This is a genomic window from Halochromatium salexigens (assembly GCF_016653295.1).
GTDB lineage: Bacteria > Pseudomonadota > Gammaproteobacteria > Chromatiales > Chromatiaceae > Lamprobacter > Lamprobacter salexigens.
Window position 1 is genome coordinate 87,995 of sequence record NZ_NHSF01000070.1, and the last position, 22,655, is coordinate 110,649.

Genomic DNA, 22,655 nt, shown 5'->3' on the forward strand with positions numbered 1-22,655 from the left:
GACACCATGACGATCGGATGAAACCTGGGGCAAATCCTGCCGTTAAGCTCCAGCGGTGCAACCGCTCCAGCGACTCGGGAACAGGCTCTCCAGATCGCCGGAGCGATGCAGCAGCGCGACCCCGAGCGTGAAACCACGATGGCGCACCAGGACCTGACCAGGACGGCAGTCGGCGACCTGCGCGGGGTCCGGGTGCAGCAGCTCGCGACGCAGATAGCAATCGCGCTGCTCGCTGCTCAGCTCAAGGGTCTGACGAGCCGCCGCCGAACCAAGCAACAACGCCGCGCCGGTGGTGAGCTTCGGCGGGCGGATATTGGTGCGATAGGCGAACAGGCCGCTGCCCTGCGGCGACGGCGCCGCCGGCGGGTGATGATCGGCGGCCACCAGGTGCAGACCACGGCGGGTCTGTCGATGGAAACGGCGCTCGGCCAGTGCCGATGCCGACAGACCGTAATGATCGCAGAGTTCCCGCCGCCAGCCGTCATCGTCGGCCTCCAGTTGGAGTGGGTGCTGGGACGGGTGCGGGCGCGAATGTTGAGGCCGGGCAGATGCGGCATCGCCCAAACCCGGTGCCCGGGCAGATTTATGGAGTACGGCGATAAAGAAACCGCCGGTATCATTCGCCTGCGGCCAGATGCGCAGGCAGCGCGAGAGGCTGGGGTCGAGCTGACGACCTTGCCAGTGCGTCACACCAGCGCCCGTGAGCAGGTCCGGCACTTCGCAAGGCAACAGCTCCAGGTGGCCATTCTGCTCATCGAGGATCTCGGCGACGATCAGCTCGTTCTCCTCCGGCGCGAAGGTGCAGGTCGAGTAGACGATGCGCCCACCGGGCCGGCACAACTGCACCGCCTTGCGCAGCAGCGCGCGTTGGCGCCCCGCCATGCGCTGCGAGCGCTCAGGGCCGATGCCAGCGTGCGCGCGCGCGAGCGTGCCAGAAGCGAGATCGCCCCGATCGCGCCCACCTTGAGCGCCACGCTGGACCAGGCTTGGGTTGCGCCTCAGCGTGCCCTCGCTCGAGCAGGGGGCATCGACCAGGATGCGGTCGAAACCACCGGCCGCGGCCGGATAATTGCCACCATCGCAGCGCGTGGTACTGCAGTTCAGCACCCCGAGTCGATCCAGGTTGCCCTGCAGCGCGGCGATGCGCTCGGCGGCAAAATCGTTGGCGAGTAAGGTGCCGCGATTGCCGAGTGCCAGCGCCAACTGCGCGCTCTTGCCGCCGGGCGCGGCGCAGAGGTCGAGCACACGCTGACCAGGATGCACATCCAACAGCATCACCGGCAGCTGCGAGACCGCCTCCTGCGCATGCGCCAGGCCGGCGCAATACCACCAGCGCTGGCCGGCCTTGAAGCCCGGCGGCAGGCGCAGCGCGATGGGACTGGATGCAGCGACGGTGATCGCACTCGCGCTGAGCGAATCCAAGCCGGCCGAGTTGGGCCCGAGGGACTCGGGGCTGGACGCAGAGTGCTGCTGCCCGGCTTCGTCTTTGAGCGCCGCAACCCGCAGCGCCACCGACGACCACCAGGGGTTCAACCAGGGCACCGGCTCGGCATTCACCCCTTCCTCGGCGATCAGCGCGCGGAGCTGCTGGCCCTCGATCCGCAGCGGATTGGCCCAAATCCAAGTCGGCAACGGCCGCAGCAGGGTGGCGATGAACCCATCCCAGTCATCGACCTGTTGATCGAACAGGCAGCGGTAGCGGCCGAGCGCGGCCTCGAGATCAGCGCGAACAGTCGATGGAGGATTCAACACGACAGACAATACCTGTGCGGATGCGGGATGGGCTTGCAGCAGTGGGGCGATTCGCCGCATCTTACCGGCATCGGGATGGTGCAACCATCCAGCCGCTCAGGAATCCCTATGTCACAGCGCTCAGCTTCCACCGCCCCACCCCTGCGCCAGATGCTGGAGGGACTGATCGCGGTGCCCTCGGTCAGCAGCGTCGATCCAGGCCTCGATCAAAGCAACCGGCCGGTGCTCGACCTGCTGGCGGGCTGGCTCGAGGACGCCGGCTTTCGGATCGAGATCCTGCCACTTCCCAGCCAGCCCAAGAAGGCGAATCTGGTCGCCACGCTGGGTGGATATAATCAGGGCCGCGCGGGTTTGCTTGCCTCTGCGCGGGACAACCAGCCGCCAAGCGGTCTGGTGCTCTCGGGGCATGCCGATACGGTGCCCTTCGACGAGCACCTCTGGCGCTCTGATCCGCTGCACCTGACCGAGGCCGATGGTCGTCTGTACGGCATCGGCACGGCGGACATGAAATCATTCCTGGGGCTAGCGATCGAAGCCGCGCGGGGGTTCAAGCCAGCCGATCTCAAGCACCCTCTGATCCTACTCGCCACCGCCGATGAGGAATCGGCCATGCACGGCGCGCGGGCGCTAGTCGAGTCCGGACGCGCCCTCGGCCGCCATGCGCTCATCGGCGAGCCGACCAGCCTGCGACCGGTGCGCGCGCACAAGGGCGTGATGGCCGAGGCGATCCGGCTCACCGGGCGCAGCGGCCATGCCAGCGATCCGAGCCTGGGCAACAACGCGCTGGAAGGCATGCACGAAGTCCTGAGCGCACTCTTCGCCTGGCGTGATGAGCTGAAACGCACGCAGCGCGACCCGGCCTTTGCGATCGACTATCCGACCATGAATGTCGGCCACATCCATGGCGGCGACAACTTCAACCGCATCTGCGGCCATTGCGAGCTGCATCTCGATATCCGTCCGCTGCCGCATCAGCAACCCGAACAGCTGCGCGCCGAACTGCGCGAACGGGTGGCACCGATCGCCGAACGCCGCGCGCTCGAACTCGACATCGAACCCCTGTTCCCGAGCATCCCGCCAGCGGAGACCGCCGCCGGGGCCGCCATCGTCCAGGCCGCCGAGGCGCTCACTGGTCATCACGCCGAGAGCGCCAGCTTCGGCACCGAGGCACCATTCCTGAATGCCCTTGGGATGGAGACCATCGTCTTCGGCCCGGGCGATATCGATCAGGCACATCAGCCGAATGAATACCTCGCCCTGGACCGCATTGCGCCGATGCTTGGCTATCTGCGCCAGCTCATCCAGCGTTTTTGCGTCGATGCCTGACAGCAAGCCTGACGGTCAGCCTGATGGTCGGCTCGCCGGAAACGAGCCGCGCGCAGGCCGCACCGAGTGCGCGCGCCGCCATCAAAGGCTGGGGGCGGAGGATGAATGAACGCTGGCCGCACCGCCGGCTGATCCAGTTCGCTGGCGGGCACGATTGGGGCGTGCAAGCCGCCGCCGAGGTCATCGCCTCGCGCACGCCGCAACGCCCCGTCTGGCTCAGCAACGCCCCGCTCCCCGATGCCATCCCGATGGCCAAGGCTCAACAACTGCTCGGCGGCGAGTGTGATCTGCTGGTGATGGATCTCTGGAGCGGCCTCGATGCCGATGCGCTAGGAGCGTCGGTCGGCAGCCTGCGCGGCGGCGGTCTGCTGCTGTTGCTGACCCCGAGGCTCGCGGACTGGCCGCACTGGATCGACCCAGAGGCCGCGCGCATCGCCGTGCATCCCCACTCCGCCGCTGAGGTGGGCACGCGGTTCATTGCCCGCCTCGCGCGTCTGTTGCAGTCATCGGCCGCGGTGATCCACATCGATGGTTCCGACACCGAAACCGCGATTGACGCGGTCGTCGCACTGACGGTTGGTGAATGGCAGCAGCGTCAGCGGCCAACCCTCGATCCGACACGGCCCGCGACCCCGGATCAGGCCCAGGCGGTAGCGGCGATCCGTGCGCTGGTCAGCGCGCGCGCGCGGCGTCCACTCGTGCTCACCGCCGATCGCGGGCGCGGCAAGTCAGCGGCGCTCGGGATAGCCGCCGGGGAGGCGATCCTCCAGCATCGCGCCAGGATCATCGTCACCGCACCGCGACGCAGCGCCGTCGAGCCCTTGTTCGCGCATGCGCAGGCGACGCTGCGGGCCGCCTCGGCGAGCGAGGCTGAGCCTTTGTTGAGTTTTGCCGCACCGGACGCCCTGCTTGCGGACTCGAGCGCCCCGGATCTGCTCATGATCGATGAGGCCGCCGGCATCCCGGCGCCCTTGCTGGAGCAGTTGTTGATGCGCTATCCCCGCATCTGCTTCGCGACCACGGTGCACGGCTACGAGGGCACCGGACGCGGCTTCGAGCTACGCTTTCGCGCCCTGCTCGAGCAGCGCACGCCGGGCTGGCGGGCGCTGCACCTGAAGACCCCGATTCGCTGGCGCCAGGACGACGCGCTTGAGCAACTCATCGACCAGATCCTGCTGCTCGATGCCGAGCCGGCTGCCGATGCACGGATCGCCGCCACCGATCTGGCCTCGGCGCGTTTCGCCATTCGATCACCCGAGACGCTGGCCAACGACGAGGCGTTGCTACGTCAGTTGTTCGGTCTGTTGGTGCTCGGCCATTACCAGACCCGACCCAATGACCTGCGCCATCTACTCGATGGTCCCAACCTCGAGGTCGCGACTCTTAGCGTCGGCGCTGAAGCCAACGTCGGCAGCAATGTCGGCGTCAACGTCGGCGCCGATATCGATATGAGCGACCTGGTGTTGGCAACCGCTTTGATCGCCCGTGAAGGCACGCTGGCGTCGGAGTTACTGCAACCGATCTTTGAAGGCCGGCGTCGACCGCGCGGCCACTTGCTGCCGCAGACCCTCTCGGCGCATGCCGGTCTGGCGGAGGCGCCCGAGCTTGGCTATGCACGCATCGTGCGCATCGCCGTGCACCCGGCGGCGCGACGGCGCGGGCTGGGACGGCGGCTGGTTGGCGAACTCGCGACACGCGCGCGCCGGGATGGGCTCGATCTCTTGGGCGCAAGCTTCGGTGCCAGCGCCGAACTGCTCGCCTTTTGGCGCCGCTGCGGGCTGGCGCCGCTGCATCTGGGCACGCGTCGCAACACCGCCAGCGGCGCCCATGCGGCCGTGGTCCTGCAAGCACTCAGCCCGGCCGGTGAAGCCTTGGTCGCGCATGCCCGCACGCGCCTCGGCGACGACCTGCCGAGCTTGCTGAGCGGCCCCTTGCAGGCTGTTGAACCCTCACTCGTTGCCGCGCTGCTGCAGGAGTTGCCGCAACGCGAGACGATTGGTGGCGCGGATGATCAGCGGCAGATCGATGCCTTCGCCGACGCCCATCGCAGCTTCGAGGCCGCGCTACCGGCGCTCGAGCGTCTGGTGCGCGCACAGCTCGTCGCCCATCAGGCCGGCATCCAGGGTGGGCTCGAGGCCGAGCAGCGTGATCTGTTGATCAGCAGCCTCTTGCAGCGGCGCGCCGCAGAGGTGGTCATCCGCGAGCGCGGACTCAGCGGCCGTGGCGAGTTACTCCAGCGGTTGCGCGCGGCCATCGGCGCACTGCGCGACTGCCAGCAGGATCACCAACGCATCTCGAACACGCAGGCCTCGGCGCCCAGGGCCTGACACTGGGTCTCGCGCACCTCAGTCTTGCGGTTGACCAGGGTGGTGAAGAGCCGCTCGAAGGTACCACGGTAGAAATCGCAGACCGGCACCTCGGCCTGGCTGCCGCGACAGAGCGGGCAGTCCTGGATGCGCACTTGCACCGGGCGCTCGGTGGTATAGCTGAAATGACCGCTACCGGAGAAGGTCCAGGCATGCTTGCCGACGGCCTTGAGCAACATGGCACTGGCCGGCCCTGGCGGTAACAGTTTGAGGATGCGCTGGGCGGGCTTGGGAATGCGATGCGCGAGCAGGTAATCGCCGGTGCGCAGCCCGGCATCATGGCCGATGCGGCGCGCCGTCTCGACGTCCAGCTGGGCGCGTAGCGCCTGCTGCAGCGCTGTCACATCGCGCTCGTCGACCATCGACTCGGGCGGATCGGCGAGGTAATGCGCCAGGCAGGCGGCGTTGAAGACATCCTCGGCGGAGCCACGCTCGGCGACCAGGGCCTCGGCCACGCGCATGATGGCATTGGGTCCGATGCGGACCAATGCGGTACTGTCGTCGAGCGAATTCATAGGCTACGCGAGAAGTGCCAGCGCGAGCGGTCCCACTCGAAGTAGGCCCCATGCTCGCTGCAGAGGGTGCGCAGGAAGTAACGTCCCGAGGGGGTGATCCGCAGCCGGTCGGGCTCGATCTGCACCAGACCGTCCGCGGCGTAACTGGCAAGGCGGGCGTACTCATCGTCGAGACAGCCGGCGGCGAGTTCGGCCGGCAGTTCGAGGTTGCAGATCATGTGCTCGATCGCATCGCGGCGGCGCCGATCGCGGTCGCCGACCCGATGCCCGCAGGCGACCGGCAGCTCGCCGCGTTGCACCCGTGTGGTCCAGGCGTCGATCTCGACCTCGTTCTGCACGCAGAGCCCATTGACATCGCCGATGGCGGCGCTGCCGAAGCCGAGCATGTGATCGGTCTCGATACCGGTATAGCCGATGCAGTTGCGCCGCAGTCGCCCCTCTTCCTGGGCAATGGCGAGTTCGTCGGTGTCCAGCGCGAAGGCATCCAGCCCGATCCAGGCATAACCGGCGGCGGTGAGGGTGTTGACGGCGCGATGGAACAGCACTTGGCGGTCGGTCGCCGAGGGCAGCCGATGGGCATCGATGGCGTACTGGTGGGTGCCGCGCGCCGTGGTGCGCGCATAGCCGAAGCAGGAGACCCGATCGGGTGCCAGATCGACGATGGCATCAAGGGTGTCCTGGAAGCTCGCCTCGGTCTGCTCGGGCAGGCCGTAGATGAGATCGAAGCCGATCGCCTCGAAGCCGGTCTCGCGCGCCATCGCATAGACATCACGAATCAGATCGATCGACTGCATCCGCCCGATGGCGCGTTGCACCTGCGGGTCGAGGTCCTGGACGCCGAAGGTGATGCGGCGGTAGCCCAGTGCATGCAGCAGATCGAGCTGACCCGCCGAGGCGCGTCTTGGATCGCATTCGATCGAGAGATCGGTGTCCGGGATGATCCGAAAGCGCCGCTCGATGATCTCGGTCAGCCGTGTCAGTTGGGAATCGTTGAGGTAGTTCGGGGTGCCGCCGGCGAGATGCAGTTGCAACACATCGTGCTGGCCTTGAAGACGGTCGGTGACCAGGGCCATCTCTTGGTCGATGGCCTCCAGGTAGCGATCGATCCAGGCCGTGTCATGGGTGACGGTGGTGTTACAGGCGCAATAGAGGCAGCGCCCGGGGCAGAAGGGGATATGGATGTAGAGCGAGAGGGTCTCATCCGGATGCTGAGCGATGTCCCTGAGGGCCTTGGCGTACTCGGAGTGATCGAGCCTGTCGATCCAGGATGCCGGTTGACTGGCAAACTGGGCATACAACGGCCCAAGCTCAGCGATTCGTGTCAGTTGTTGGGGCGACACCTCCGTTGGCGCAAAGCTGGACATGAGCAAACCTCAGTGTGGCGTGAGCGGGGGGAGCGCTTGGCCACACCAACGCGAGCGCGAGCGCGAGCGCGGCTACTGTGACACAGGTCTCCGTGCCGGCTAACTTAGTGAACCAACGGTATGCGGGCGTTGATGCATATCAACGTAGCGGCTATTCAACCTTTTGCTTATACTCGGAGTGCTGCGCGGATGCGGCATTGGAGCGATCTCCCGAGGTGGTCACCCAACGCCACAATGCGGCATCGGCCAGGGGCAATACCAGAAACCAGTGCTCGAGTATCGCCAACGCCAATAAGGTTGCCGACAGAATCAGCGAAACACCGACAAAATCCGTGGTTGGCAGTTCTAAAGCCGCTTCGACGAGTAACGACATCACCACGGTCGCCACACTCACCGAGACAGGAAAAAGCAAATTCATCGGGCGCTTACGAAGATAGCTGGTGATGAAGCGAACATGTCCCGGCAGCCAATCCTCGTTGAGATTCGGCACGCCAAGAAAGAGATTCAATTTCGCACTCCAGCGCATCAGCCAGAGGATGACGAAGGTCCAGGTACCCAATTGATTGGCCGCATCCCAGGTCAGGGCGATCAACACCATCGCAATCAGCAACAACAGGAGTTCATGATAGAGGCTAGTGCCCAGCGCCAGCAGGAAGCGACGCCAGCCCGTGCATCCTTGAGGACAGGGCTCTTTGTGTGGCCCGGTGACCAAGCCCATGAAATAGACCATCTCCAGCCAACCCCAGACCAGGACGCCCGCGGTGAAGCCGAGGTAGGCTCCCCAGAGGTCATGGCGATCGCGGACGAGATAGATCACCGCGACCAGCAGGATCATCAATCCCGTTGCGGCGATCAGACTGGTTTTATAGGTGCGGGCTGGCAACCCGTTGAGATAGAGGATGACGCCAGTGCTGAACCACCAAAGGAACAACGCGTAGCCGATCGCTAGAGCATAGCTCGACATACGTCGCTGAGGCCTTAGTCGCGCGCGTCCGCGGCAATGACATCGGCAAGCGGCTCGGGCTCGCTGCGCAGAAGGGGAGAGAAAGAGGCCAGGTTGGTCGGACCGAAGGCGCGCAGATCGATCTCGGTGCCGACATTCGGGTCGCGGAACACCAGCCTGCCGTCTTCCAGCAGGGCGAGTTGATATGGGGCATCGAGCGGCAGATCGCGCGCCTTGCGATCACGAACCATGCCACGCATCACGCCCATCGCGAACCCATCTTCGCCCGACTTCAGCAGGCCGACCACCGCTTTGCGATCGGCGCCCGAGGGGCCCGGCAAGGTCACCATGGTCACCCCATCGCCGATGTCTTCAATCACTAGCTCTCGCGCCTCGACCACCGGCGCATACGGCATCTCGACGCCACCCTTGCCGGTGAGGCGAACCATGGCCGCAGCCATGATCGCGAATGCGATCAGCACTGCGGCGCCAATCAACACGCCGCGTGGGAAGGGACGGCCGTCGAAAGGATCGCTCATCGCTGTACTCCTCGCCAATCAGGCCAACGACAGGTCACTGACCACCCGCCTTCGCTGGCGTAGGCTCCAACGACAGCTCGTCCGTAGACGCCGCCCTGTCCCGCTTCGTATCCTGTATTCCATCCTGCGCCGGCACAGACGTTGGCTCATCTTCATCCGCCGTTGCCGAGCGTAAGGCCTCGGCCAGGATCTCCGCGACCTGTGCCGCGTCCGGGATGCTACGCAGCATCGGCTGCGCATTCGAGAACCGCCAGGGACGAACATTGGGCCACATGATCAGATAGCTGACCTTTTGGTCCTCACTGAGCACCAAGGGGATATCGCCAGACCCATCCGGATAGGTGCGCAGCCCAGCACTCTCGATGCTCTTAAACGGGATATTGACGGCCATCGGCAGCGCGACGCCAAACCGGATCACCACCCGTCGATCGGTAATGCTATAGACCGTCGAACGGCTGTAGAGCCAGGCGAGCAGGGTGAGAATGCCGATCGCTAACAGCGCGAGGGTGCCCATCCAGAGGCTCCAGAGTACGGCATCGCGGAACGAGATGCCCTCGGCAATCAGCACCGCTAAGCGCAGTAGCATCAACAAGACAAAGTAGAAAGCCACTGTTCTGACATAAAAGGCGCGCCTGGCAAGAACGCGCCAATCCGGCGCGCCCTGCCAACGGAGCGCCTCCCCAGGGGGGAGGTTCTCCGGCAAGCCGTGAACCGGCTCGAAGGCAAACTCACTCACAGAAACGGCTCCGCGCGCTCTGCAGTGGCATACATGGTTCCGGCACCATAGTAAGCAGTGACCATGTCTTCCTCACGCATGGTGATCTGGTCATAGCTCTTCAGGGTTGGCGCGCCGGCAAACTGGGCCCCGGTGATGCTGGTGACATCAACATAACCTTTCTTGCCCTTGACCACGCACATGGTGATCGGTAGCAGCACGCGCTTACCACCAGCGGCCTCGAGCTCGAGGTAGCGAATCTGCGGCTCGGAGCGATCAACCCACAGCTCCTTCACGGTACCGCCTTGGGCACCATCGCAGCCGAGGACTGGCATGCCACGCGGATCGGGGTCCTTACCGACGACCTCGAAGTGCTTGGCAACCTTCATCGGCACAATCCGCGGCCGGCCATCGACGGTGAGATCGGGTTCTTCCAGGCGCATGGCATACGAGCCGGGGCCGACGTTAGCCTTCATCGGATCGCCGGTCGGAGCCAGCGGGGCGCCCGGGAAGGGTGCAATCGGATCGGCATTCACCTTGTATTGCGGCTGCTCAGGTCCCGGCTTCACGACCTCGGTACCAGTATGCGGCATCAGGAAAGTCTTTGGCTTCGGCATCGGCGGAAAGCCTTGCATCATCTTCACACCGCGCAAGCGCTGTGATTCCACCGGATAGCCTTCACGCTTATCTTCGCGACGAATCCAGAAGATGAGCGCGAAAAAGAAGAACCAGAACGCTAAGAGGGTGAGCTGAGCGACGTCAATGTAGTTGGTAATAGCGCCAGTGGGCATCGGAAAACCTCCGTTGGCAAGTTGACTAAGGAAGCTCGGTGAGTCCGAACTTCGAGGAAGACCGCGCAGCGTGACCGCCCTTCAGGGCAAGCGGTCCGAGTACGATCAGGGTGGCAAAGAGCAGCAAGATCTCCAGGTTATAGACGAACGCATAGCCAACGGCTGGACCCATCAGGGATTCACCGAGGGCTCCCGTGGAAGCGATTGACGTCACGAGATCGCGCAGCGTGCCGCCAAGGAACATCGCAAGACCATAAGCGGTGGCTTGGACCGCACCCCAAGCCCCCAGTGCAAGGCCGCTGCCTTCGACATCGGCCAAGTTCATTGCCGCGGTCAGGGTGCCCACCGCGAAGAAGCCGCCGCCAGCCCCGATCAGCAGCGCGCCGAACCGGAACAACAGCGGCGAGTCGAGCGGATCGGCGGCGATCACGGCGGCGAAGGCGAGCACGCCGATCAAGGCGCCGGAGACCGAGATCCGGTAGTAGTCGACTTGGCGCCCGAGCAGATAGGCCGAGAGTCCGAAGGCAGCCAGGGTGCCGAAAGCCCAGATCGCGGTTAGTCGCGTGGTCTGCGACACCGTCAGCCCAAGCACCTGACCGCCGTAGGGCTCGAGCAGGATGTCCTGCATCTGGAAAGCAGCGGTACCGAGTGCCAGCGCGACCAGTAAGCGCGCGGCATCCCCAGCACGGATAAAGTGCGCCCACGTTTCGCTGAACTTCGGCTGCTCCTTGTGGGCGGCGCGATCGGCCTTGATCCGCGCGGCGCGCTCACGATTGATCGACTCCTGCTTCCAGAGCGCAATCATATTGAGCGCGACTGCAACCAGCGCCGCCCCCTGCAGCACACCAATCAGGCGTCCATTTGCCTGACCGGGGCTCATTTCGTTGAACCCGGTCAGCAAGGCGCCAAAGGCTAGCGATGCCACCAGCATGCTCAGGTGCAACACCACGAACAGCAGGGCAATAACCCGCGGGCGCTTATCCTCGACCGAGAGGTCGGTCGCCAATGCCAGGCCAGCGGTCTGTGTGGTATGCAGCCCAGCGCCGGCGATCAGAAAGGCGAGACCGGCGGCGAGCCAAGTGACGAAGGTCGGCACGTTGCCACCCTCGGCCATCAGCAGCAGAGCGAACGGCATGATCGCCAAACCGCCAAACTGCATCAGGGTACCGAACCAAATGAAAGGAACCCGACGCCAGCCGAAGGCCGATTCATGAGTATCGGACTTGAAGCCAATCAACGCCCGAAATGGCGCTACGAGCACTGGCAGCGCGACCATCAGGCCGATCAGCCAGGGCGGCACGCCCTTCTCGACCACCATGACACGATTCAGGGTGCCATAGAGCAGCACCATCATCATGCCGACCGAGGCCTGGAACAGCGCCAGGCGCAACAGGCGCCCGATCGGCAGTTCCTTGGTCGCCGCATCCGCGAACGGCAGGATCTTGGGCAGGACCTCCTGATAGAAAGCCTGCTTGAGTTCATCCAACGAGGCCGCCATCGCTAACTTACCTCCTTGCCCCGCCGGCGCAACTCGAGCGCCTGCGAGGTGTAAAAGCCTTGCGCGATCCGCTTGCAGCGGCCGATCTCCCAGCCGTCGAAACGCGAGGCACCTTCAATGCGGACGCGCATCGCCTTCTCAGCAATCGGGATGATCGCCGGCGAGCGATCGCTGCGCGGAAACAACTGCCCAACCGCGTGCATCAGCGCCAAGGCCGGCGTGCGCGGGGCAAAGGTGAAGAGCACCGAGTCGCGCGCACGTTCGGCAAAGCCCGCGATCACGTCTAGCGCATCATTGGGCTCGTAGTGGATGATGCTGTCCATCGACACGATATGATCGAAATCGCCCTGCTCTGGCGCCAGCATGTCGCCGACGGCAAACTCGATGCGTCCCGGCAGATCGCTCGGCAAGTGCTCGCGCGCATGCTCGATCAGCGTCGGTGACAAATCCACGGCATGGACATCGGCACCACGACGCGCGGCCTCGACCGACAGCAGGCCGGTCCCGCAGCCCGCATCGAGCAGCCGCTTGCCACTGAGGTCGGCTGGGAGCCACTCGAGCAGGGTTGCGCGCATCCGATCGCGGCCAGCGCGCACGGTCGCGCGAATCCCGCTCACCGGCGCATCCGAGGTAAGGCGCTTCCAGGCATCGACCGCGGTGCGGTCGAAATAGGACTCGACCTGGTCGCGGCGCTCTTGGTACGAAGGATTGGGCATCGGTGTCACTTGCTCACTGTGCTCATTCGAAGCCCAAGAATTCGAAGAGGTCACGGTCACGCATCGGTTTGACCTCAAGCGGTTCGGAACCGGCCAGCAGTGCCTTAGCGAGCTGCAGATACTGCCCTTGCGCGTGCTCTACCTCGGGCGATGACTCCATCTCGAACAGGGTTGCCTTGCGCAGCCGCGAGCGGCGAATCACATCGAGCGCCGGCAGATGAGCCATGGTCTTGAGGCCCGTCGCCGCGTTGAAGCGATCGATCTGGTCGGTCTCGTCGCTGCGATTGGCGATGACGCCACCGATGCGCACCTTATAATTCTTGGCTTTGGCCAGGATTGCGGTCGAGATGCGATTCATTGCGAAGATCGAGTCGAAGTCGTTCGCGGTGACGATGAGCGCGCGGTCGGCATGCTGTAGCGGCGCCGCGAAGCCGCCGCAGACGACATCGCCGAGCACATCGAAGACGACGATATCGGTGTCGTCGAGCAGATGATGCTGTTTGAGCAGCTTCACGGTCTGACCAACGACATAGCCGCCGCAGCCGGTGCCGGCCGGTGGCCCGCCAGCCTCGACGCACATGACGCCATTGACACCTTCGTAGACGAAGTCCTCGAGCCGCAGCTCCTCGGGATGGAAGTCGACCGACTCGAGCACATCAATGACGGTTGGCACCAGGCACTTGGTCAGCGTGAAGGTGCTGTCGTGCTTTGGATCGCAGCCGATCTGCACCACGCGCTTGCCGAGCTTCGAGAACGCCACAGAGAGATTGGAGCTGGTCGTGCTCTTGCCGATACCGCCCTTGCCGTAGATCGCGAAGACTTGGGCCTTGTCGATGCGCTCACTGGGATCGAGCTGCACCTGGACACTGCCCTCGCCGTCGAGGCGCGGATCGGCGAGTTGGGAACCACCGCAGTCGGGGGCATCGCAGCGATCCGCGGCGGCCGGACGAGCGCTCGGCTTGCCGCCGCCGTAGATCGTGGTGGGCAGATCGTCGAGGGTCATGCGGCAACTCCTTCGGTGATGCCTTCGAGGCGGTCTTCGAGTTCTTCGCCAGCCTGGCGCAGGGCCTCTAGGGTCTCGGCATCCGGTGCCCAGTAGTTGCGCTCATGGGCCTCGATCAGGCGCTGCGCGACCTTGGCCGAAGCGGTGGGATTGAGCGCGGCCAGGCGCTCGCGCATCTCATCGTCGAGCACGAAGGTCTCGGTCATGCGCTGATAGACCCAAGGCGCGACCTGACCGGTGGTTGCTGACCAGCCCATGGTGTTGGTCACATGAACCTCGATCTGGCGCACGCCCTCATAACCGTGGTCGAGCATGCCCTCGTACCATTTGGGATTCAGCATCCGGGTGCGGGTCTCGAGCGAGACCTGTTCGGCCAGGGTGCGCACCTTGCCATCGCCGCGGGTCTGATCACCGATATAGACCGGCACGTCACCGCCCTTGGAGCGACTCACCGCGCGGCTGATGCCGCCGAGCGTATCGAAGTAATGGTCGACGGTGGTGACGCCGAGTTCGACCGAATCCAGATTCTGGTAGGCGAGCTGCACATCGCCGAGCACGCTCTTGAGCAGCTCGGCCTGGCGCACCGGGGCACCGGCGCGGCCATAGGCAAAGCACTTACGGCGGGTGTAGGTCTCGGCCAGCTCGTCCTCCTCATCCCAACCGCTATTGTCGATCAGATGATTGACGTTCGAGCCGTAGGCGCCATCGGCGTTACTGAACACCCGCAGCGCGGCGGTCTCGAGATCGCACTCGTGGGTCTGCTGATAGGCCAGCGCATGCTTACGCACGAAATTCTGCTCGACTGGCTCATCGGCGGCTGCCGCCAGATAGGCGGCCTCTGCCAGCAGTTTAGTCTGTATTGGCAAAAGATCACGGAAAATGCCAGAGAGGGTCATCACCACATCGATCCGTGGCCGCTGCAGTGTCTCCAATGGCAACAGCTGCGCGCCACAAACACGGCCATAGCTATCGAGCCGCGGCTTCGCGCCAAGCAGCCATAACGCTTGCGCGATCGGGCCACCCTCAGTCTTGAGGTTGTCGGTCCCCCACAGCACCAAGGCGATCGACTCGGGCAGAGCGTCGTTGTCCTGGATATGGCGGTCGAGCAGTTGCTGCGCATGACGCACGCCCTCCCGCACGGCGAACGGACTCGGGATGCGGAACGGATCGAAGCCGTGCAGGTTGCGGCCGGTCGGCAGGATCTCCGGGGTGCGGAGTAGATCGCCACCCGGTGCCGGGCGCACAAAACGCCCTTCGAGCGCGCGCATGATCGCCGGCATCTCGTGATCTTCGTTGAGCAGCTTGTCGTAGCTGGCCAAGTCTTCCATCAACTTCAGGCTGGCCTCATTGACCTCCATGCCACCCTTCTGCAGCGCGAGCGCGGGCGCGCCACCGCCGATCAGGGCCTCCAGCGCCTCGCGCTTGAGGTCGACCGGATTCTCCGGATCGATGCGCGATTCGGCCACCGCCATCAGCATATCCAGGCGCTCGGTCGGATTCGGCGGCTGGCCGACGACATGCAGTCCATGTGGGATCAGAGTGTACTCAAGCTCGAGCAGCTCGTCGGTGAGGCGCTGGATCCGTTCACCGGCACTGGCATCCCATTCCGGCTCTTCCTCCGAGGCCATGGTCGCCAGATCAAGTTCGGCGGCCTGGGCCTGGATCAGCGAGGCGAGTTCATTGCGCTCCTCGGTCGGCGCTTCTGGGGTCAGCGCGCGCCAACGCTCGATCGAACTCTTGAGATCGACCAAGCCACGATAGAGTCCGGCATTGGCGATCGGTGGGGTCAGGTAGCTGATCAGGGTCGCGGCGGCCCGGCGCTTGGCGATGGTGCCCTCGGATGGGTTGTTCGAGGCATAGAGATAGAGATTCGGCAGATCGCCGATCAGCCGATCCGGCCAGCAGGCGCCCGACATCCCGGCCTGCTTGCCCGGCATGAACTCAAGTGCGCCATGGGTGCCGAAATGCAGCACCGCATTGGCGGCAAAGTCCTCGCGCAGGAAGCGGCAGAAGGCGCTAAAGGCGTGGGTCGGCGTGAAGCCCTTGTCGAACAGCAGCCGCATCGGATCGCCTTCATAGCCGAAGCTCGGCTGCACACCGACGAAGACGTTGCCGAACTGCTCGCCGAGCACGAAGATCGATGAACCATCGCTCTGCTGCTTGCCCGGTGCCGGTCCCCACTGGGCCTCGATCTCGGTGAGATAGGGCTCGCGGCGGACGTGATCATCGCTCGGGATGCGGGTGAAGACGTTGGCATGGGCGCCGTACTGGCCGGCATTGCCGTTGATGATGCGCTCGCGCAGCGCATCGACGCTGTCCGGGACCTCGACCTGATAGCCCTCGTCCTTCAGCCCCTGCAGGGTGCGATGGAGCGAGGCGAACACCGAGAGATAGGCCGCTGTGCCGGTATTGCCAGCATTGGGCGGGAAATTGAACAGCACGATCGCGATCTTGCGGTCCTTGGTCGGCGTTTGGCGCAGTTTGATCAGACGCGCGACGCGCGCGGCCAAGGTATTGGCGCGCTCTGGATGCGATTGCATGTCGCGGGTGCGATCGTCGCCGGCCTCGGCCGAGCGGCCGCCGAAGACGATCGGGCCGGTGGAGCCATCGAGTTCGGGAATCGCCACCATCATGGTCGCCTCGACCGGCATCAGCCCGCGCTCCGAGGCCTGCCATTGCTCCAGGGTCTGGAACTCGACCGGATGCGCGGCGAGATAGGGCACATCGAGCCGCGCCAGCACCTCTTGGGCGGCGGCCGCATCGTTGTAGGCCGGCCCGCCGACCAGCGAGAAGCCGGTCAGCGAGACCACCGCATCGACCACGCACTTGTCGTTGCGGAAGAAGAACTGATCGACCGCGGGCCGAGCATCGAGGCCGCTGGCGAAGGCCGGGATCACGCGCAGCCCCTTGGCCTCGAGCGCCTTGATCACCCCATCGTAGTGGCCGGTGTTGCCGGCCAGCACATAGGAGCGCATGACCAAGAGCCCGACCGTGCCGGTGGCGCCCTTCTTCGCCGGCAGCTTGCTGACCTGATCGGTGATGCGGCCCTTCATGCCCGGATGAAAGACCCCGACCTCGGGATACTCGGCCGGCGGCGCGGCCTTGAGCTTGCCACGCAGCCCCTCGCGCGGCCCGGCGGCATAGCGGTCGATGAGCAACCGAACCATGTTGGCCACGTTCTCATCCGAGCCCGCGAGCCAGTACTGCAGCATCAGGAAATAGGCGCGCACATCCTGAGCCGTGCCCGGAATGAAGCGCAGGATCTTCGGGATGCGCCGCAGCATCGCCATCTGGCGCGCGCCATCGCTGGCGTTCTTGTTGTCCTTGCTGTCCTCGGCGCGATTACCGCGCAGCTTCTTCAGGATCGCCATCGGCCCGCTCTGGGAGCCGTCCATGGTGAACTTGCCGAGCCGGGTGAGGCGCATGATCTCGCCGGCGGACATGCAGCCGACCATCGCGTCGCAGTGGTCGCGACGTGCCTGCAGCGCAGGCAGCACGGCCTTGATGTGATCCTCCATGAACAGCATGGTGGTGACGACGATATCGGCCTTGGAGATATCGGCCCGGCAACGCTGCAGCTTACACTCGCCATTGGCCGAGCAGCGGCCGCAAAGATCATCCTCACGCGCGGTACCACCACAGCGCTCGAGGCCGTCTTTGTTGTCATCCCACTCAGCGGCGGCGTGCAATGTGAGATTCAGCCCTGGCAATTGCTGCTTCAGGGCCGGGCGCGCGCGCTCGACCGCACCCGCTAGGTGGCTGTCCAAGGTCACAATGACAACGTTGATGGGTGTCGTATCAACGACCGAAGTAGGCTTTGGCATCGTACAGTGTCTCGACCGTTATTCTGGCGACGCCGCGTTCAGCGGCGAAGCGTTCTGTGTTACGACGGGCCTTCCCGCGCACGAAGAAGGGGATCTTCTTCAGCTCCCGTTCGGCCTCGGACTCCCAAACGAGCGCAGCCTCAGCCCCCATGTCGTCCGCGCTCATGGTTGGTTCAGCCGTCGCTGCGGGCCGCGCCGCCGTTTCCGCGCTCGACGAGGAAACCCTGCCGGACCCGAGATGGGAGGCAACCGCCTCGTCATGAAACTCCTCGTCTTCACGGAACATCGTGATCAGATGCTCTTCCAGGCCCATCATCAGCGGATGGACCCAAGTATCGAAGATGACATTGGCGCCCTCGAAGCCCATCTGCGGGGCATAGCGCGCCGGGAAATCTTGCACATGCACGGGTGAGGAGATCACCGCGCAGGGAATGCCGGCGCGCTTGGCGATGTGGCGCTCCATCTGGGTGCCGAGCACCAGCTCCGGGGCCAGCTCCAGCACCGCCGACTCGACCTCGAGATAGTCATCGCTGATCAGCGCCTCGACACCATAACGCTCAGCGGCGGTACGCAGCTCGCGCGCGAACTCGCGACTGTAGCTGCCCAAGCCGACGACCTCAAATCCCAGCTCTTCGGTGGCGATGCGCGCGGCGGCGATCACATGGCTGGCATCGCCAAAGATGAACACGCGCTTGCCGGTCAGATAGGTCGAATCGACCGAGCGCGAGAACCAGGGCAAGCGGGTGCGACCGGCGGCAATCGCGGCGCTGGTATCGATCCCGGCGACCTCGCCGACCTCGCGCAGGAAATCGCGCGTCGCGCCGACCCCGATCGGAACCGTCTTCACCCAGGGCTGCTTGAACATCCGCTCGAGCCAGGCACAGGTGCTCTGCGCGATCTCGGGATAGAGGCAGATGTTGAAGTCCGCCTCCGGGATGCGCCGCAGATCCTCGGGCGAGGCCCCAGCCGGGGCACTCAGATTGACATCCACGCCGGCGCCGTCGAGCAGCTTGGTGACCTCGGCGATGTCATCACGGCAGCGGAAGCCGAGCGCGGTGGCGCCGAGCAGGTTCGCGCGCGGTCGGCGACCCTCGGCCGCCGGATCACGCGCGCGCGGCGGCTGACCGCGCAGCAGTGTGCGCACCAACTGATGGAAGGTCTCGCTCGCGCCCCACTGCTCCTTGCGGGTGAAGGCGGGCAGCTCGAGCGGCACCACCGGGCAGTCGAAGCCCATCCCCTGCGCCAGCGCCGCCGGCTGGTCCTGCAGCAGCTCGCCGGTGCAGGCCTCGCCGACCAGCAGCGCCTGCGGCTGGAAGCGATCGACCGTCTCGCGCAGCGTCTTGCGCACCAGCTCGGCGGTATCGGCGCCCATATCACGCGCCTGGAAGCTGGTGTAGGTCACCGGCGGGCGCTTGGCGCTGCGCGCGATCATGGTGAACAGCAGATCGGCGTAGCTATCACCTTGCGGCGCGTGCAGCACGCAATGCACATCCTGCATCGAGGCGGCGATGCGGATGGCGCCCATGTGCGGCGGGCCTTCGTATGTCCAGACAGTCAGTTGCATGCTTTCGAATCGGACCGACGAATCAAAACGCGAGCCGCTCGCGGCGGTTCAGGGGGCGCACGAAGAGTTCGGCCAGGTCAGCGGCCTGATCGAACCCATGCACCGGTGAGAACACCAACTCGATCGACCATTTGGTGGTCAGTCCCTCGGCCTCGAGTGGATTGGCCAACCCGAGCCCGCAGACGGTCAGATCCGGGCGATCGGCGCGCAGGCGATCGAGCTGGCGCTCCAAGTCCTGGCCCTCGGTCAGGCGCACATCCGAGGGCAGCCAGTCCAGCTCGGCGCCCATCATGCGCCGATCGAGATAGGGTACCCCGACCTCGACCAATGTCATACCGCATTCGTGCTGCAGGAAGCGCGCGAGCGGGATCTCGAGCTGCGAGTCCGGCAGAAAACTGATGCGTTTGCCCGCAAGCTGCGCGCGATAGCGCTCGAGCCCGCGCTCGGCGCGCGCGACGGCCGGCGCCGTGACTTCATCGACCCGTGCAGCGGCGATGCCGAAGGCCGCCGCCGCCGCGCCGAGCCAGGCGCGCGTGCCCTCGATCCCGAACGGATAAGGGGCCTCGAGCAGGGTCGCGCCGCGATCGACCAAGGCCGCCGCCGTGCCGCCGACGAAGGGCTGCGCGGCGAGCAACCGTGTGCCCGGCCCGACGGGCGGTAGCTCGCTGCCGCGCCGGGGCGGCAAGAAGTGCAGCGCCGGGATGCCGAGCGCCTCGAACAGGCGGCGGAATTGATCCTCGACCACATCGGGCAGGGTGCCGAGCACCAGCAGCGCCTCACCGCCGGCGTCCGCCTCGGGCAGCTCGGGAACCAGCGCGCTCAGGCAGGTATCCTCGCCCTGCGTGAAGGTGGTATCCAGCCCGCTGCCGCTGTAGGCCAAGACCCGCACCCGCCCCTGCTGCTCGCGGGCGAGCCGCGCTGCGGCATTGTCGAGATCGAGTTTGATGACCTCCGACGGACAGGAGGCGACCAGGAACAGCGTGCCGATATCGGGCCGCCGTGCCAGCAGTTCAGTGACGACGCGGTCGAGTTCTTCATTGCAATCGGCCAGCCCGGCCAGATCGCGATCACCAAGGATCGCGGTGCCGAAGCGAGGCTCGGCGAAGATCATCACGCCGGCGGCCGATTGCAGCAGATGGGCGCAGGTGCGCGAGCCGACGACCAGGAAGAAGGCGTCCTGGATCTTGCGATGCAGCCAGACGATGCCAGCCAGCCCACAGAAGACCTGGCGCTGACCATGCTCGCGCTGCACCGGCAGGCTGCCGCCACAGCTCGCGATGTCGCTCGCGCCGCTCATTCGACGCCCCCCGCCGAAGCGGTGGCGTTCTCGGCATCGAGCCGCTGTGCCGACAGACGCGCCGCGCGCAGTTTCAGGATGAACTGGGTGGCGTTGATCACATAGGCGGCGTAGGCGGCCAGGGCCAGCAGCATCTGCCCATGCACATCCATGAAGCCACCGAACAGCGCGATCAGGTAGGCGGTGTGCAGCGCCAGCACCAGCATGCTGAAGACGTCCTCCCAAAAGAAGGCGGGGGCGAACAGATACTCGCCGAAGACGACCTTTTCCCAGATCGATCCCGTGACCATGATCAAGTAAAGGATCAATGTCTTGAGCACGATCGAGACCGTGGCGGCGGTTTCGCCAGCGCCGGTCGCAAGATAGCGGATCACCAACACCACGCTGATCAGGAACACCAGGAACTGCAACGGCGCTAGAATCCCCTGAACCAGGGTCCAGGGCGTCTCGTCGCGCCGCTTGCGCTCTTCTGGCGTATAAAGCGGTTGATGCCGATCATGCCTTTTCACGGGCTGACGCATTAGCCTCCTCGAGCATTGGTTGGGATAGCTGCCGTACTAAGGAATCTAGTCTGCATCCCAACACATGTCAACTCAGCTTAACGTAAAGAATACTTGACAGATCGGCGCCGCCCGACTACCTAATAAAGGGTCACCGGCGTATGCGCCGTGCTGTCCGTGTGTTCGCAGGCAACACACCGCTAGGCGCGAAGCGTCGAATGTTGCCCGCGGCGCCACGCGAGTCGTGGATCATTTCCCATAAAAAGACAATGGGTTTTGGTCTTTTGCCCCTCGGGCTCAGCGGGATGACATCAGCCCGCGCGGTACAGGGGAGCCGAGGTGATGACGTGAAGCGAGCTGGCGCGGGCGCCATGATCAAGCCCGCAACGAGGATGATAAGACGTACCGCGTCAAACCGGGCGCGGAGAGTGCGCGCGGTGCAGCCAGGAGCAGGCGATCGTGAAGGCCTTTGACGCACCGCAAACCGCCCTCGGAACACTCGACACCGATCGCGTTGCATCCCTGATCGCCTCGGTTTCGGACATCGCCCTGATCCTCGACCAAAAGGGCATGATCCGCGACGTCGCGCTTGGCAACGACGAACTCAGCGCCCAGGTCTCCGATGACTGGGTCGGTCGCTCTTGGAGCGACACCGTCACCAGCGAAAGCCGCGGCAAGGTCGAGGCGCTGATCGCCGATGCCCTGAGCGACAGCGGCGTGCCGATCTGGCAGCAACTCGCCCATGTCTCGCGCAGTGGCGGCGAGGTGCCGGTGCGCTACTGCGCCACCCGTCTTGGCAATCGCGATCATCTCATCGCCGTCGGCCGCGACCTGCAAGGCTTCGCGGCGCTGCAGCAACGCCTGGTCGACGCCCAGCAATCGCTCGAGCGCGACTATTGGCGTCTGCGCCAACTCGAGACCCGTTATCGCTTGCTGTTCCGCTCCACGTCCGATGCGGTGCTGGTGATGGACCCGGCCACCGGCAAGGTGGTCGAGGCCAACCCGGCTGCCAGCCAATTGCTCGTCGCCGAGCCGCGACGCTTGGTCGGGCGCCATTTCCCGGAGGGCTTCGACGAGGCCGGCACGCGCGCGGTCGAGTCGCTGATCGCCGGCGTGCGCGCGGCCGGGCGCGCGAATGATGTGCGCGCCCGTCTGCGCAGTGGCACCGAACTCAGCGTGTCGGCAGCCTTGATCCGCCAGGAGAACACCTCACTGATATTGCTGCGCCTCGCCCAGGTGTCAGCCTCGAATGCCGCCCCCTCGGAGCAGGCCGAACCGCGCTCGCGCCTGGCGAAGATGATGGAGCGCGCGCCCGATGGCATTGTTGTGACATCCCAGGATGGGCGCATCCTGAACGCCAATTCGGCTTTTCTTGACCTGACCCAAAACAATAGCGAGGACCAGGTGCGCGGCGAATCGCTCGATCGCTGGCTCGGCCGCCCCGGTGTCGATCTCAATGTGCTGCTCGCCAACCTCCGTCAGCACGGCGCCGTGCGCCTGTTCGCGACCACGGTGCGCAGCGACTACGGCGCCAGCAGCGAGGTCGAGATCTCGGCGGTGGCGATCCAGAACGGCGAGCGGCCCAGCTTCGGCTTCATCATCCGCAACGTCGATCGCCGCGTCTCGGCCGACAGCGGCAACGAGCAGGCCCTACCGCGTTCGGTCGAGCATCTGACCGAGCTGGTCGGGCGCGTGCCACTGAAAGAAGTAGTGCGCGAGTCGTCCGACATGATCGAGCGCCTCTGCATCGAGGCCGCCCTTGAACTCACCGGCGACAACCGCGCCTCGGCGGCCGAACTGCTCGGGCTCAGCCGGCAAAGCCTGTATGTGAAGCTGCGCCGCTACGGTCTCAGCGAGGCCGCCGGCGAGAGCACCAGCGACACCCCCTCGCGCGCGCCCTGAGCCGCATCGCCGCACTCGAGACCACGGCAAGCACTGGCGA

General features: G+C 65.2%; 17 protein-coding genes. 3 read left to right on the plus strand and 14 right to left on the minus strand.

The window, feature by feature from the left end:
* Positions 1-42: 42 nt before the first annotated feature.
* On the minus strand, positions 43-1,812 hold the full coding sequence (locus CCR82_RS15365; RefSeq protein ID WP_242513526.1) for an RsmB/NOP family class I SAM-dependent RNA methyltransferase: 1,770 nt from the start codon (positions 1,810-1,812) through the stop codon (positions 43-45).
* A 48-nt stretch (positions 1,813-1,860) separates the two neighbouring features.
* Between CCR82_RS15365 and argE the strand changes: the two genes are divergently transcribed.
* The gene (argE, locus tag CCR82_RS15370; RefSeq protein WP_201246681.1) at positions 1,861-3,078 is read left to right on the plus strand and encodes an acetylornithine deacetylase; all 1,218 of its coding nucleotides are present in this window, start codon (positions 1,861-1,863) and stop codon (positions 3,076-3,078) included.
* Positions 3,079-3,179: 101 nt separating this feature from the next.
* Positions 3,180-5,405, plus strand: a complete 2,226-nt coding sequence (locus CCR82_RS15375; protein ID WP_201246682.1) for a tRNA(Met) cytidine acetyltransferase TmcA — start codon at positions 3,180-3,182, stop codon at positions 5,403-5,405.
* On the opposite strand, the gene bchJ is transcribed toward CCR82_RS15375, so the two are convergent.
* The 13 genes from bchJ to bchF form a co-directional block, all read right to left on the minus strand.
* Positions 5,360-5,959, minus strand: coding sequence for a bacteriochlorophyll 4-vinyl reductase (gene bchJ, locus CCR82_RS15380; protein ID WP_201246683.1), 600 nt, complete (start codon positions 5,957-5,959; stop codon positions 5,360-5,362). The genes CCR82_RS15375 and bchJ overlap by 46 nt on opposite strands.
* Positions 5,956-7,323 carry an oxygen-independent coproporphyrinogen III oxidase gene (gene hemN, locus CCR82_RS15385; protein WP_201246684.1) on the minus strand — a complete coding sequence of 456 codons (1,368 nt, stop codon included), beginning with the start codon at positions 7,321-7,323 and terminating at the stop codon, positions 5,956-5,958. The genes bchJ and hemN overlap by 4 nt, the downstream gene beginning before the upstream one ends.
* A 151-nt stretch (positions 7,324-7,474) precedes the next feature.
* Positions 7,475-8,287: a putative photosynthetic complex assembly protein PuhE gene (puhE, locus tag CCR82_RS15390; protein WP_201246685.1), complete on the minus strand. Its 813-nt coding sequence runs from the start codon at positions 8,285-8,287 to the stop codon at positions 7,475-7,477.
* A 14-nt stretch (positions 8,288-8,301) separates the two neighbouring features.
* Complete coding sequence (puhC, locus tag CCR82_RS15395; protein ID WP_201246686.1) at positions 8,302-8,805, minus strand: photosynthetic complex assembly protein PuhC; 504 nt, start codon at positions 8,803-8,805, stop codon at positions 8,302-8,304.
* A gap of 34 nt (positions 8,806-8,839) precedes the next feature.
* Positions 8,840-9,541: a photosynthetic complex putative assembly protein PuhB gene (gene puhB, locus CCR82_RS15400; RefSeq protein ID WP_201246687.1), complete on the minus strand. Its 702-nt coding sequence runs from the start codon at positions 9,539-9,541 to the stop codon at positions 8,840-8,842.
* On the minus strand, positions 9,538-10,311 hold the full coding sequence (puhA, locus tag CCR82_RS15405) for a photosynthetic reaction center subunit H (protein ID WP_201246688.1): 774 nt from the start codon (positions 10,309-10,311) through the stop codon (positions 9,538-9,540). Before puhA ends, puhB begins: the two co-directional genes overlap by 4 nt.
* A 25-nt stretch (positions 10,312-10,336) precedes the next feature.
* Positions 10,337-11,809 (minus strand): BCD family MFS transporter, encoded by a 1,473-nt coding sequence (locus CCR82_RS15410; RefSeq protein ID WP_201246689.1) that lies wholly within the window; start codon positions 11,807-11,809, stop codon positions 10,337-10,339.
* A gap of 2 nt (positions 11,810-11,811) precedes the next feature.
* Positions 11,812-12,525 carry a magnesium protoporphyrin IX methyltransferase gene (gene bchM, locus CCR82_RS15415; RefSeq protein WP_201246690.1) on the minus strand — a complete coding sequence of 238 codons (714 nt, stop codon included), beginning with the start codon at positions 12,523-12,525 and terminating at the stop codon, positions 11,812-11,814.
* A gap of 22 nt (positions 12,526-12,547) precedes the next feature.
* Positions 12,548-13,528: a ferredoxin:protochlorophyllide reductase (ATP-dependent) iron-sulfur ATP-binding protein gene (bchL, locus tag CCR82_RS15420; protein ID WP_201246691.1), complete on the minus strand. Its 981-nt coding sequence runs from the start codon at positions 13,526-13,528 to the stop codon at positions 12,548-12,550.
* On the minus strand, positions 13,525-17,352 hold the full coding sequence (locus CCR82_RS15425; protein WP_201246692.1) for a magnesium chelatase subunit H: 3,828 nt from the start codon (positions 17,350-17,352) through the stop codon (positions 13,525-13,527). Before CCR82_RS15425 ends, bchL begins: the two co-directional genes overlap by 4 nt.
* Positions 17,327-18,916 carry a ferredoxin:protochlorophyllide reductase (ATP-dependent) subunit B gene (gene bchB, locus CCR82_RS15430; RefSeq protein ID WP_201246693.1) on the minus strand — a complete coding sequence of 530 codons (1,590 nt, stop codon included), beginning with the start codon at positions 18,914-18,916 and terminating at the stop codon, positions 17,327-17,329. The genes CCR82_RS15425 and bchB overlap by 26 nt, the downstream gene beginning before the upstream one ends.
* Positions 18,917-18,938: 22 nt before the next feature.
* Entirely contained in the window at positions 18,939-20,213 is a 1,275-nt protein-coding gene (locus CCR82_RS15435; RefSeq protein WP_201246694.1) for a ferredoxin:protochlorophyllide reductase (ATP-dependent) subunit N, read from the minus strand.
* Positions 20,210-20,722, minus strand: coding sequence for a 2-vinyl bacteriochlorophyllide hydratase (gene bchF / locus CCR82_RS15440; RefSeq protein WP_420827340.1), 513 nt, complete (start codon positions 20,720-20,722; stop codon positions 20,210-20,212). The genes CCR82_RS15435 and bchF overlap by 4 nt, the downstream gene beginning before the upstream one ends.
* Positions 20,723-21,172: 450 nt before the next feature.
* On the opposite strand from bchF, the gene ppsR reads away from it, so the two are divergent.
* Entirely contained in the window at positions 21,173-22,615 is a 1,443-nt protein-coding gene (ppsR, locus tag CCR82_RS15445; protein ID WP_201246696.1) for a transcriptional regulator PpsR, read from the plus strand.
* Positions 22,616-22,655: the final 40 nt, after the last annotated feature.